The organism is Pseudomonas sp. B6001 (assembly GCF_013386015.1).
Taxonomy (GTDB): Bacteria; Pseudomonadota; Gammaproteobacteria; order Pseudomonadales; family Pseudomonadaceae; genus Aquipseudomonas.
Map to the genome: position 1 here is coordinate 181,227 of NZ_JACAOX010000013.1, position 12,997 is coordinate 194,223.

10 protein-coding genes are annotated in these 12,997 nt (G+C 63.9%); 7 read left to right on the forward strand and 3 right to left on the reverse strand.

Translation table 11 applies throughout. The annotated features are described in order from the left end of the window. Positions 1-95 precede the first annotated feature (95 nt). The 3 genes from HX821_RS15110 to HX821_RS15120 are packed head-to-tail and all read left to right on the forward strand — an operon-like array spanning position 96 to position 4,491. The gene (locus HX821_RS15110) at positions 96-1,838 is read left to right on the forward strand and encodes a type I secretion system permease/ATPase (RefSeq protein WP_177035969.1); all 1,743 of its coding nucleotides are present in this window, start codon (positions 96-98) and stop codon (positions 1,836-1,838) included. Further along, positions 1,835-3,166: an HlyD family type I secretion periplasmic adaptor subunit gene (locus HX821_RS15115; protein WP_177035970.1), complete on the forward strand. Its 1,332-nt coding sequence runs from the start codon at positions 1,835-1,837 to the stop codon at positions 3,164-3,166. The genes HX821_RS15110 and HX821_RS15115 overlap by 4 nt, the downstream gene beginning before the upstream one ends. After that, complete coding sequence (locus HX821_RS15120) at positions 3,163-4,491, forward strand: TolC family outer membrane protein (RefSeq protein WP_177020964.1); 1,329 nt, start codon at positions 3,163-3,165, stop codon at positions 4,489-4,491. The genes HX821_RS15115 and HX821_RS15120 overlap by 4 nt, the downstream gene beginning before the upstream one ends. Before the next feature lie 163 nt (positions 4,492-4,654). Here the strand turns inward: HX821_RS15120 and trmA are convergent, their stop codons facing one another. Together trmA and HX821_RS15130 are read right to left on the reverse strand one after the other, a co-directional pair. Then, a complete protein-coding gene (trmA, locus tag HX821_RS15125; RefSeq protein WP_177035971.1) occupies positions 4,655-5,734 on the reverse strand; it encodes a tRNA (uridine(54)-C5)-methyltransferase TrmA in 1,080 nt (359 codons plus the stop codon). Beyond that, the gene (locus HX821_RS15130) at positions 5,731-7,026 is read right to left on the reverse strand and encodes an NCS2 family permease (RefSeq protein WP_003215557.1); all 1,296 of its coding nucleotides are present in this window, start codon (positions 7,024-7,026) and stop codon (positions 5,731-5,733) included. Before HX821_RS15130 ends, trmA begins: the two co-directional genes overlap by 4 nt. 200 nt (positions 7,027-7,226) lie before the next feature. On the opposite strand from HX821_RS15130, the gene HX821_RS15135 reads away from it, so the two are divergent. The 4 genes from HX821_RS15135 to HX821_RS15150 all read left to right on the forward strand — a co-directional run bounded on the left by HX821_RS15135 (position 7,227) and on the right by HX821_RS15150 (position 11,476). Continuing rightward, positions 7,227-7,679, forward strand: a complete 453-nt coding sequence (locus HX821_RS15135) for a DUF4879 domain-containing protein (protein ID WP_177020966.1) — start codon at positions 7,227-7,229, stop codon at positions 7,677-7,679. A gap of 106 nt (positions 7,680-7,785) precedes the next feature. Beyond that, the gene (locus HX821_RS15140) at positions 7,786-8,310 is read left to right on the forward strand and encodes a (2Fe-2S)-binding protein (RefSeq protein WP_256344191.1); all 525 of its coding nucleotides are present in this window, start codon (positions 7,786-7,788) and stop codon (positions 8,308-8,310) included. Next, positions 8,307-9,296: a xanthine dehydrogenase family protein subunit M gene (locus tag HX821_RS15145; protein WP_177035972.1), complete on the forward strand. Its 990-nt coding sequence runs from the start codon at positions 8,307-8,309 to the stop codon at positions 9,294-9,296. Before HX821_RS15140 ends, HX821_RS15145 begins: the two co-directional genes overlap by 4 nt. Further along, entirely contained in the window at positions 9,293-11,476 is a 2,184-nt protein-coding gene (locus HX821_RS15150; protein ID WP_087693544.1) for a xanthine dehydrogenase family protein molybdopterin-binding subunit, read from the forward strand. The genes HX821_RS15145 and HX821_RS15150 overlap by 4 nt, the downstream gene beginning before the upstream one ends. Here the strand turns inward: HX821_RS15150 and HX821_RS15155 are convergent. Beyond that, the gene (locus tag HX821_RS15155; protein ID WP_063026986.1) at positions 11,473-12,714 is read right to left on the reverse strand and encodes an MFS transporter; all 1,242 of its coding nucleotides are present in this window, start codon (positions 12,712-12,714) and stop codon (positions 11,473-11,475) included. The two genes, HX821_RS15150 and HX821_RS15155, sit on opposite strands and share 4 nt — an antisense overlap. Positions 12,715-12,997 lie beyond the last annotated feature (283 nt).

The window sequence follows — 12,997 nt, forward strand, 5'->3', positions numbered from 1 at the left end:
AGGCCAGGGCGACGGCGGTGACAAATTCTGCGCAGCGGCGCGCGGCGTGTCAAACGCGGGCGGCGCTTCCCGATTTCCCCCATGAGACTCCCTCGATGCGCCATGCCGGCAACGAAACCCTGGCCGCTCTCACGGCCTATAAAAGTGGCTTCCTCAACATTGGCCTGTTTTCGGCAGTGATCAACCTGTTGATGCTGGCCCCGGCGCTGTACATGTTGCAGGTCTACGACCGGGTGCTGGCCTCCGGCAACTCGATGACCCTGTTGATGCTGACGCTGATGATCCTTGGCTTGTTCGGCTTGATGGGCGCGCTGGAGTGGGTGCGCAGCCAGGTGGTGATCCGTCTTGGCACACAGATGGACATGCGCCTGAACCAGCGGGTGTACGACGCCGCGTTCGAGGCGCAACTCAAGGGCGGTACCCAGGCGGCTGGGCAGGCGTTGAGCGACCTGACGACCTTGCGCCAGTTCGCCACCGGCCAGGCGCTGTTCGCATTTTTTGATGCGCCGTGGTTTCCGGTGTACTTGCTGGTGATCTTCCTGTTCCACCCCTGGCTCGGCGTCCTGGCGCTGGCCGGTGCGCTGATGCTGATGGCGCTGGCGTGGGCCAACCAGCACATCTGCCAGGCACCGTTGACTCAGGCCAATCAGCTGTCGATCAGCGCCAGCCAGCAGGCCACGGCCAACCTGCGCAATGCCGAAGCCATCGAAGCCATGGGCATGCTGGCAACCCTGCGTGCGCGCTGGTTTGCCCAGCACCAGGCGTTTCTGGCGGCGCAGAACCTGGCCAGTGAAAAGACCGCTGCCATCAGTGCCTGGTCCAAGGGCGTACGCCTGGCGTTGCAGTCATTGGTCCTCGGTCTGGGTGCATTGCTGGCGGTGCAGGGGGCGATTACGCCGGGCATGATGATCGCCGGCTCGATCCTGATGGGGCGGGTACTGAGCCCTATCGACCAACTGATCGGCGTGTGGAAACAGTGGAGTTCGGCGCGCCTGGCCTATGACCGTTTGACCCTGATGCTGGCGGCCAACCCGGCGCGCACCGAGCGCATGAGCTTGCCGGCGCCCAGCGGCCAGTTGACGGTCGAGCAGGTAAGCGCGTGTGCGCCTGGCAGTCGTCGGCCTGCATTGGCCAACCTCGGGTTCAGCCTGCCTGCCGGTGACGTGCTGGGCGTGATCGGGCCTTCCGGTTGCGGCAAGTCGACCCTGGCGCGGTTGCTGGTGGGGGCCTGGGCGCCCTTGGCCGGCAAGGTGCGGCTCGACGGCGCGGACCTGGCGCAATGGGACAAGCAGCAACTCGGCCCGCACATTGGGTATCTGCCCCAGGACATCCAGCTGTTCGCCGGCAGCATTGCCGACAACATCGCGCGTTTCGACACCGTGGATTCGGACAAGGTGCTCGCTGCCGCGCAAATGGCCGGCGTGCATCAACTGATCCTGCAGTTGCCCCAAGGCTACGACACCCAACTGGGGGAGGGCGGTGCCGGGTTGTCCGGCGGGCAGAAGCAACGTGTCGCGCTGGCGCGAGCGCTGTACGGCGTGCCTGCGCTGATCGTACTGGATGAGCCCAATTCCAATCTCGATGAGGCCGGCGAGCAGGCCTTGCTCCATGCCATCACCTTGCTCAAGGCGCAGCGTCGCACGCTGGTGCTGATCACCCACAAGACCCCTGTGCTGGCGTTGACGGACCAATTACTGATTCTGCGGGACGGCCAGTTGCAGGCGTTCGGGCCCACGGCGCGGGTGCTGGAGGCCACGCAGAAACCGGCGGCCGCGCCGCCCAAATCGGTGTCGGCGATGAGCATGAGCTACCGCCTCGGTGAAGGAAAAAAAGCATGAGCCGACCTGTGCTTGTGACGGACAACAGCGTGCCGCCGGTGAACAACGTGCTGGCGCTGGACGATAAAAAATACGCGCGCCTGGGCTGGTTGCTGGTGCTCGGCGGGTTTGCCGGGTTCCTTGGCTGGGCCGCGCTGGCACCGTTGGACAAGGGCGTGGCGGTGTCCGGCAAGGTCATGGTGTCGGGGCACCGCAAGACGGTGCAGCACCCCGCGGGCGGTATCGTCGAGCGGATCGAGGTGCGCGATGGCGAGGTGGTAAGCGCCGGCCAGGTATTGATCCGCCTGAAGGAAACCCCGTTGCGCGGGCAGATGCAGTCTTTGCGCAGCCAGTTCATTGCGTCCCGGGCCAGCGAAGCGCGCTTGAGTGCCGAGAGCGAAGGCTTGTCGGCCATCGTCTTCGGCCCCGAACTGCTGAACGAGCCTGAGGCCGCCGCCACCTTGAGCCTGCAACGGCAACTGTTCAGCAGTCGCGCCCAGGCCCTGGCCACGGAGCAGCAAGGCCTGCGGGAAACCATCGCCGGGGCCGAGGCACAATTGCGCGGCACCCGGGAATCCCAGGCCAGCAAAGTGTTGCAACGCACCGCGATGAATGAACAACTGCAAGGCCTGCGCGAGCTGGCGCGGGACGGCTACATTCCGCGCAATCGGCTGCTGGAAAATGAACGGCTGTATGCCCAGCTCGACGGTGCGATTGCCGAGGATTTCGGCCGCATCGGCCAGTTGCAACGGCAAGTCCTCGAACTGCGCCTGCGCATCCGCCAGCTCGGCGAAGACTTCCAGAAAGACCTGCGCGGCCAACTGGCCGAAACCCGCACCCGCAGCGACGACTTGCGCAACCGGTTGGCCTCGGCCGAATTCGAACTGGCCAACAGCCTGGTGCGCGCGCCGGCGACTGGCGTGGTGGTGGGGCTGGAGGTGTACACCGAAGGCGGCGTGATCAAGCCCGGCCAGGCGCTGATGGACATCGTGCCCCAGGGCGAACCACTGCTGGTGGAAGCGCGGGTGCCGGTGCAGATGGTCGACAAGGTGCACCCGGGCTTGCCGGTGGAGTTGCTGTTCTCGGCGTTCAACCAGAGCACCACCCCACGCATTGCCGGTGAAGTGACGCTGGTGTCGGCCGACCGCCAGGTCGACGAGCGCACCGATGAGCCGTATTACACCTTGCGCGCCCAGGTCAGTGCAGCTGGCATGCGCCAGCTCGACGGCTTGCAGATTCGCCCGGGCATGCCGGTGGAAGCGTTCGTCAAAACCGGTGAGCGCTCGATGCTCAACTACCTGTTCAAACCCTTGATGGATCGGACTCACATGGCGTTGGTGGAAGAATGAAGGCGCTGTTATTCGGTCTGTGTTGTGCCTGCAGTGGATCGGTTCAGGCGCTGGGATTGCTCGACGCCTATGACTTGGCCCTGCGCAACGATCCGACGTTTCAGGCGGCAATCCAGGAGCGCGAGGCCGGCGAGGAAAACCGCATCATCGGCCGCGCCGGGCTGTTGCCGAACCTGTCCTGGAGCTACAACAACTCGCGCAATGAGTCCGAAGTCACCCAGTCGACGGCGGTGGGCAACGTCACCAGCGACCGCGATTACCGCAGCTATGCCTCGACCCTGACCCTGCAACAACCGCTGCTCGATTACGAAGCCTATGCGCGCTATCGCCAGGGTGCAGCGCAGGCGCTGTTTGCCGATGAACGCTTTCGCAGCAAGAGCCAGGAACTGGCCGTGCGGGTGTTGAGCGCCTACAGCCAGGCATTGCTGGCCCAGGAGCGGATCGAGCTGAGCCGCGCCCAGAAACGCGCGTATGCCGAGCGCCTGCAACTCAATGAACGGCTGCTCAAGGGCGGCGAGGGCACCCGCACCGATGTGCTGGAAACCCAGGCACGCCTGAGCCTGGCCCAGGCCGAAGAGATCGAATCCCTGGACACCCAGGACGCAGCCTTGCGCGAGCTGGAAGCGATTGTGGGCCAGCCGTTGCAGATAGACGAGTTGGCGCCGCTGACTCGCCAGTTCGAGATCCCGCCGCTGGAGCCCAACCGTTTCGAGACCTGGCGGGAAATGGCGATGGCCAACAACCCGGAGCTCAAATCCCAGCACCACGCGCTGGACGTCGCCGAATACGAAGTGGAGCGCAAGCGCGCCGGGCACATGCCCAAGGTCAGCCTGTATGCGAGCAGCCGCCAGACCAGCTCGGATTCGGAAAGCAGCTACAACCAGAAGTACGACACCAACAGCGTCGGCATCCAGGTCAGCCTGCCGCTGTTCGCCGGTGGCTCGGTGTCGGCGTCAACCCGTCAGGCCGCCAATCAACTGTCCCAGGCCCAATATGAACTGGACGCGCAGACCGCCAGGACGCTGATCGAACTGCGCAAGCAATTCAACCTCAACACCAGCGGCGCGGCCAAAGTGCGGGCGTATGAAATGGCGGTCAGCTCGGCCACCGCCCTGGTGACGGCGACGAAGAAAAGCGTGACCGGTGGCGAGCGCGTCAACCTCGATGTGCTGGATGCCGAGCAGCAACTGTTCACGGCCCGCCGTGACCTGGCGGATGCGCGGCATGCGTATCTGCTGGCGCGGATACAACTGAAGTATTTTGCAGGGTTGCTGAACGAGCAGGATCTGCGGGCGTTGGCGGGATATTTCCAGCCATCGGCATGATGGCTATATCGGCTAACACACCGATCCACTGTGGGAGCTGTCGAGCCTTGGCGAGGCTGCGATGGCGGCGGGGCTGATGACATTTTTCTGTCTGACCCACCGCCATCGCGGCCTCGCTAAAGCTCGACGGCTCCCACATTTTGATTTTTGCAGTGCTGGGGATTTAACGCCGGGTCAGCAACACACCCGATTCCATGTGGTGCGTCCACGGGAACTGGTCAAACATCGCGCACTGGGTAATCCGGTGCGTGTCATGCAGTTGCGCAATGTTCGCCGCCAACGTCTCCGGGTTGCAGGAGATGTACAGGATGTTTTCGAAGCGCCGGGTCAGCTCGCAGGTGTCCGGGTCCATGCCGGCACGCGGCGGGTCGACGAACACGCTGCCAAACTCGTAGCTCTTGAGGTCGATGCCGTGCAGGCGACGGAACGGCCGCACTTCATTCAAGGCCTCGGTCAGCTCTTCGGCAGACAAACGCACCAGGGTGACGTTATCCACCGCGTTTTCATCGAGGTTGTTCAGCGCCGCGTTCACCGAAGTCTTGCTGATCTCGGTGGCCAGCACTTTGCGCACGCGAGTGGCCAGGGGCAGGGTGAAGTTGCCGTTGCCGCAATACAGCTCCAGCAAATCGTCACTGCGGTCGCCGAGCGCTTCGTACGCCCAGTTGAGCATCTTCTGGTTCACCGTGCCGTTGGGCTGGGTGAACGCGCCTTCAGGCTGGCGATAGCTGAAGGTGCGACCGCCAACGTCGAGTTTCTCGACCACGTAATCGCGGCCGATCACATCGCGCTTGCCCTTGGAACGCCCGATGATGCTGACGTTCAGGTCTGCCGCCAGCTTGTTCGCCGCCGTATGCCAATGCTCGTCCAGCGGGCGGTGATAGCACAGGGTGATCATCGCGTCGCCGGCCAGAGTGGTGAGGAACTCCACCTGGAACAGCTTGTGGCTCAGGGCGGCGCTGGCTTGCCAGGCGGCCTTGAGTTGCGGCATCAACTGGTTGATGCGCAGGCTGGCAATCGGAAACTCTTCAATGAGGATCGGCGTGCGCTTGTCGTCCTGGGAGAACATTGCGTAGTGGCGCTGACCCTCTTCGCGCCACAGGCGGAACTCCGCCCGCAGGCGGAAGTTCTGCAACGGCGAGTCGAAAACCTGAGGCTCTGGCGCGTCGAACGGCGCCAGCAGGTCACGCAGGCGCGTGACCTTTTCTTCCAGTTGAACGGTGTAGCTTGCGGCGTCAAAAGTCATGCGTTGAACCAGCCCAGCTTGATCACAAACAGAATCGACAGGATCACCAGCGCCGGGTTCAGCTCACGGTAGCGGCCCGAAAGCAGCTTGATGGCGGTCCAGGCGATGAAACCGAAGGCAATGCCGTTGGCGATGGAATAAGTGAATGGCATCGCCAGGGCGGTGATCACCACCGGTGCGGCGACGGTGATGTCGTCCCAGTCGATTTCGGCCAGGCCCGAGGTCATCAGCACGGCGACGAACAGCAGCGCCGGTGCGGTGGCGAAGGCCGGAACGCTGGCCGCCAGTGGCGAGAAGAACAGCGCCAGCAGGAACAGGATCGCGACCACGACGGCGGTCAAACCGGTACGGCCACCGGCGCTCACGCCCGCCGCCGATTCGATGTAGCTGGTGGTGGTCGAGGTGCCCAGCAGCGAGCCGGCCATGGCCGCCGTACTGTCAGCGATCAGCGCACGGCCCATTTTCGGCATGTGGCCGTCCTTGCCCATGAGACCCGCGCGCTTGGCGACGCCGATCAGGGTGCCTGAGTTGTCGAACAGGTCGACGAACAGGAACGCGAAAATCACGCTCACCAGGCCGATGTCCAGGGCGCCCTTGATGTCCAGTTGCAGGAAGGTCGGGGCCAGCGAAGGTGGCATCGACATCACGCCGCCGAACGGGGTGAAGCCCAGCACGATGGAGGCGATGGTCACCACCAGGATGCCGATCAATACCGCGCCGCGCACTTTCAGGGCTTCCAGCGCAACGATCAGCGCGAAGCCGAGGGTGGCGAGGATCGGCGCGGGTTGTTTCAGGTCGCCCAGGCCCACCATGGTGGCCGGGTTGCTGACCACGATGCCGGCGTTGTGCAAGGCGATCAGCGCCAGGAACAGGCCGATACCCGCCGCAATCGCCGAGCGCAGGGGCAGCGGGATGCTGTTGATGATCCATTCACGGATGCGGAAGATCGACAGCAGGAAGAACAGCACCGCCGAGATGAACACCGCGCCCAGCGCCACTTGCCAGGTGTGGCCCATGTGCAGGACCACGGTGTAGGTGAAGAATGCGTTGAGGCCCATGCCCGGTGCCAGGGCAATCGGGTAGTTGGCGATCAGGCCCATCACGGTGGAACCGATGGCCGCCGCCAGGCAGGTCGCAACAAAGACCGCGCCCTTGTCCATGCCGGTCTCGCCGAGAATGCTCGGGTTGACGAACAGGATGTAGGCCATGGCCAGGAAGGTGGTGACGCCCGCGAGAATCTCGGTGCGCACATTCGTGTTGTGTGCCTTGAGTTGAAACAGCTTTTCCAGCATGCCTGCTCCCTGTGACGCTATTTTGCGTCGTTATTTGTTGACCTCTAAGTCAAAGCACAAACTGCGCCAAGCGCCTGTGGTTCCAGAGAGGATCGGAAAAAGCGGCGCATCATACCAGCAGCCGAGGGCCAGTGGCGCATAGGCTTGATCATGGCCTTGAGGCATACTGCGCCGACGTTTATTACAGGGTCATCGACAGCATGAAAAAAGCCAGCGCCTGGAGTCTAGCTCTGTTCGGTTGCATCGGCCTGTGGCTCGGTGCGGCACCGGCGTGGGGCGCGCCTGCACCGGCGTTGAGCGAGGTGCGGGTATTCAAGGTTCAGTCGGCCAAGTGCACTGAAACCATTCCCGAGCGGGCCGACAGCACCCAGATGTGCACGCACCGCGGGCAAACCCTGGTGTACGTGATGGAAGTCGGCCTGGGCAACAGCCCACAGGCATTTTTCGACGGCGCGTCGGTGCCCCGTATCAGCACCACCGCCGTCTGCCAGGTGGGTTCCATCAGCCAGCCATGCAGCGGCGCGGGAACGTTGATGGGCTACATCTATACGTTCCAGCTGGATAATGTCGAAGCCGGCGGCACGTTCCAGTACAGCAACACCTCGATCAACCCACCGCGCAACCAGTTGGTCACCACCCTCGGCATTCGCTGATCGCCACCCATCAATTGCCTTGAACGCTCATAAACTCCGGAAGTCGGACCGCTAAGACGGCGACTTTTCTGAACGCCGCGATTGCACACCAATCCGTGAGGTGTTTATGAGCGCAACCCCCAATGGCGCGGCGGCCAAGCCGTTCGTCAGTCATCCGATACGCCTGACCCTCAATCGGGACCCCATCCAACTGGATGTATTGCCCTGGACCACCCTGCTGGACCTGCTGCGCGAGCAACTGGACCTGACGGGCACCAAGAAGGGCTGCGACCACGGCCAGTGCGGCGCCTGCACCGTGTTGCTCAACGGTAAACGGGTGAACGCCTGCCTGACCCTGGCGGTGATGTGCGACGGTGCCGAGTTGACCACCATCGAAGGCCTGGCCTCGGGCGAAGACCTGCACCCGATGCAGCAGGCCTTTATCAAGCACGATGCCTTCCAGTGCGGCTACTGCACGCCGGGGCAAATCTGCTCGGCGGTGGGCCTGGCCCGTGAAGGCCGCGCCCACGACACCGCGCAAATCCAGGAACTGATGAGCGGCAACCTGTGCCGCTGCGGCGCCTACAACAACATCCGCGATGCCATCGAAGAAGCCTTGCCGGCGTGCCGCGTGCAGGGAGGTGAGCAATGAATCCCTTCCATTACAGCAAGCCGGCCGACGTGCAGGAGGCGGTGCACCTGGTCAGCCCGGCGTCGCGGTTTATCGCCGGTGGCACCAACCTGCTGGACCTGATGAAAGAGAACATCAGCCGCCCGGAGCACCTGATTGATATCACCGGGCTGCCACTTCGCGACGTGAAAGAAACTCCAGAGGGCGGCTTGATGATCGGTGCCCTGGTGAGCAACGCCGACCTGGCCTGGCACCCGCTGATCGAGGAACGTTACCCGCTGCTGTCCCAGGCCATCCTCGCCGGCGCCTCGCCGCAATTGCGCAATATGGCCAGTACCGGCGGCAACCTGCTGCAACGCACCCGTTGCTACTACTTCTATGACGCCGCCGTGCCCTGCAATAAACGCGAGCCCGGCAGTGGCTGCCCGGCGCGGGTCGGTTTGAACCGCATCCACGCGATCCTCGGCGCCAGCGACCAGTGCGTCGCCACCCATCCTTCGGACATGTGCGTGGCCCTGGCCGCCCTGGATGCGCGGGTGCATGTGCAGGGCCGGGGTGGTGCGCGGGTCATCGAGTTCGCCGACTTTCACCGGCTGCCGGGCGATGCACCCCAGCGGGATAACCAGTTGGCCGACGACGAACTGATCACCGCCATCGAGTTGCCTGCCGACCACCTGGCTGCCCACAGTCACTATCTGAAAATCCGTGACCGGGCTTCCTACGCCTTCGCCCTGATATCCGTCGCGGTGGCGCTTGAGCTGGATGGCGATGTGATCGTCGACGCCCGCCTGGCCCTGGGCGGCGTCGCTCACAAGCCATGGCGTGATCGCGCGGTGGAAGCCGCGCTGATCGGCCAGTCCGTCAGCCGCGAAACCTTCAGCACTGCCGCCGAAACCCTGCTGCTGGACGCCGAGCCGCTGGAGCACAACGGCTTCAAGATCAAACTGGCACGCCGCGCGATCATTCGCGCCCTGAGCGATGCCGCTGTTGCAGGAGCCACGTCATGAGCGCAATCGGCAAACCGTTGGACCGGGTCGACGGTCTGCTCAAGGTCACCGGGCAAGCGCGCTATGCCGGTGAGTTTCCCGAGGATGGCTTGCTGCACGGCAGCGTGGTGTCGAGCAACATCGCCAAGGGCCGGGTCATCCGCATTGATGCGTCCCAAGCCCTGGCGCTGCCCGGTGTGGTGATGGTGCTTGATCACCTCAACCGCCCGAAACTGGCCAGCTACGACGACAGCTACGCCGATGCCGATGCTGCCGACGGCTCGCCGTTTCGCCCGCTGTACAACGACCGCGTGCTCTACAGCGGCCAGCCGTTGGCATTGGTGATTGCCGACAACCTGGAGCTGGCGCGCCACGCCGGTTCCCTGGTGCAGATCGAATACGCCGCCGAGCCTGCCGAGACCGATCTGCTGGCCTTGCAGGAGCAGGCGCACCCGTCGCCGCAAACACCGCCCAAGCCGCGCGGCAACTTCCAGGCCGAATGGACCGGCGCCGCCACGAGCCTGGATCTGCACTACAGCACGCCCATCGAACACCATAACCCCATGGAACCCCACGCCAGCACCGTGCTGTATCAGCCGGACGGCACCCTGCATATCCACGACAAGACCCAGGGCCCGCAGAACTGCCAGGCCTATGTGCAGAAAGTCTTCGGCCTGGATAAAAGCCAGGTGCGGATCTTCGCCGCGTTCGTCGGCGGCGCCTTTGGTTCCGGTCTGCGCCCGCAGTACCAGTTGCCGCTGGCAGTGATGGCATCGCTGGCCCTGAAGCGTTCGGTGCGCGTCACCCTCACGCGCCAGCAGATGTTCACCTTCGGTTATCGCCCGCGCACCTTGCAGCGCCTGCAACTGGGTGCTGCCGCCAATGGCCGCTTGCTTGCCCTGGGCCACACCGCCATCGGCCAGACCTCGCGCTTCGAGGACTTCAGCGAACACGTGGTGGAATGGAGCGGCATGCTTTATCACTGCGATAACGTGCTGCTGACCTACAAGCTGGTGCCGCTGGACGTGTTCACACCGCTGGACATGCGCGCTCCCGGCGCAGCGCTGGGGGTGATCGGCCTGGAATGCGCCATGGATGAACTGGCCTGCGCCCTGGGCATCGACCCGGTGCAATTGCGGCTGATCAACTATGCCGAGCGCAATCAGAACGAAGACAAGCCCTGGTCCAGCAAAGCGTTGCGCGAATGCTACAGCGAAGGTGCCGAGCGTTTTGGCTGGAGCCAGCGCAACCCGGAGCCGCGAAGCATGCGCGATGGTCGCCAACTGATCGGTTGGGGCATGGCCGGCGGGGTGTGGGAGGCCCTGCAAATGAAAGCCAGCGCCAAGGCGCGGATCGACCATCTGGGCAAGCTCACGGTCAGCAGCGCCACCACCGATATCGGCACCGGCACCTACACGGTCATGGCGCAGATCGCCGCCCAGGCCAGCGGCGTGCCGGTAGGCGATGTGACGTTCCTGCTGGGGGATTCATCGCTGCCGACAGCGCCATTGCAGGGCGGCTCGTTTACCGTGTCGTCGGTGGGCAGTGCGGTGCAACAGGCCTGTGAAGCGTTGAACGCCAAGCTGTTGGACATTGCACGCAAGACGTACCCGGCGTTCAAAGACGCTGAGTCGGCGCGGTTTGAGAATGGCCAGCTGCACGCCGGTGACCAGCGCATCTCCCTGGCGCAATTGGTGCAAGACAGCGGCGAGCAGGCGCTGGAAGTGCAGGTGGATTGCGAGCCGGGCAAACAGCGCGAAGGCTATGCCTCTGCCACGCATTCAGCGGTGTTTGTCGAAGTGCGGGTGGATGAGGACCTGGGCACCATCAAGGTCAGCCGGGTGGTCAGTGCGATTGCGGCCGGGCGGGTGGTCAATCCGAAGATGGCCCGTAGCCAGATTCTCGGCGGGGTGGTCTGGGGCATCGGCATGGCGTTGCATGAGGAGACCCAGGTCGATCACGCATTGGGTCGCTCCATGAACCACAGCCTGGCCGAATACCACATTCCGGTAAACGCGGATATCGGCGAGATTGATGTGCTGTTTGTCGAAGAACACGACGAGATCGTCAACGCCCTTGGTTCCAAGGGCGTCGGCGAGATCGGGATAGTCGGGGTGGCGGCGGCGGTGGCCAACGCGGTGTATCACGCCACCGGCAAGCGGGTGCGGGACTTTCCCGTCACCCTCGACAAGGTCTTCTAAACCTTGGCGGGCTCTTCCACCGGCACATGCATGCGGTCGCGGTTGGCCAGGGTCGGGAACAGTTTGATCCAGACCCCGGTCACCACCAGCGTGCCGATGCCGCCCATTACCACGGCGGGCACGGTGCCGAACCAGTGGGCGGTGATCCCGGACTCGAACTCGCCCAGCTGATTCGACGCGCCGATAAACAGCCCGTTGACCGCGCTGACCCGGCCGCGCATTTCGTCCGGGGTTTCCAGTTGCACGAACGAGGCGCGGATCACCATGCTGATCATGTCCGCTGCGCCCAATACCACCAGCACCGCCAGGGAGAACCAGAACGAGGTCGACAGGCCGAACGCGATGGTGGCTACGCCAAACACCCCGACTGCCGTAAACATGATCCGCCCCACATGCCGGTCGACGGCAAACCGCGCCAGCCACAACGACATCAACAACGCCCCGACCGCTGGCGCCGAGCGCAGCAGCCCAAGGCCCCACGGCCCGGTCAGCAAAATGTCCTTGGCGAACACCGGCAGCAAGGCCGTGGCGCCGCCCAGCAATACGGCGAACAGGTCCAGGGAAATCGCGCCGAGGATGTCCGGCCGACTGCGGATAAAACGAATCCCGGCCAGCAACGAATCCATGGTCGCCTTGGCCTTGTTCAGCGGCGTCTGGCGCGCGGGCAGGTTGAGGGTCAGCACGCAGGCGATCAGGTACAGCACCACCGTGGGGCCGTAGACCCAGACACTGCCAAAGGCGTACAGCAGACCGCCCAGCGCCGGCGCCACGATGGTGGCCAATTGCTGCGCCGACTGCGACGACGCCACGGCGCGGGGAAACAGTGCAGTGGGCACGATGCTCGGCAGCAGGGCCTGGGTGGTGGGCATTTCAAACGAGCGGGCTGCGCCCAGCAGGAATGCCAGGATAAAAATCATCTCGCGGGTGACATTGCCGGTCAGTCCGCCGATTGCCAGGGATAGCGCGATCAACGCTTGAACGGTCTGGCAGATGGCTGCGACCTTGCGCCGTTCATAGCGGTCGGCCACATGGCCGGTGTGCAGCATGAACAGCACCCGCGGTACGAACTCCACCAGGCCGACCAAGCCCAGGTCCAGCACGTTGCCGGTCAGTTGGTAGAGGTTCCAGCCGATGGCCACGGTGAGCATCTGGAAACCGCTGGCGGTGAAGATCCGCGCCAGCCAGAACGCGATGAAAGGGCGGTGGTGACGTAACAGCAGCGCGGGTTCACTGGGCATCGGGGAGACGGGTCTGGGTGGGGGGAACGGTGAGGTTATCACCAACTTGTAACCAATAGTTGCGTAGGAGGGTTGGGCGGGGGATATGGGCAGCTGATTGGGTACATATCCGTTGCTGCGGTAACGGCCGCTTATGGTTCCGCTCTTACAGCGGGTCACTTTTGGCAAACGCCCGGAATGCCGGCCCAGCCAAAAGTAACCAAAAGGTCTTTGCCCCACCACTCGGTGCCTCGCCTAGGCTCGGCATGCCCGCACTCCGGCCCGGTTCCGCGGGCCGCCGCGA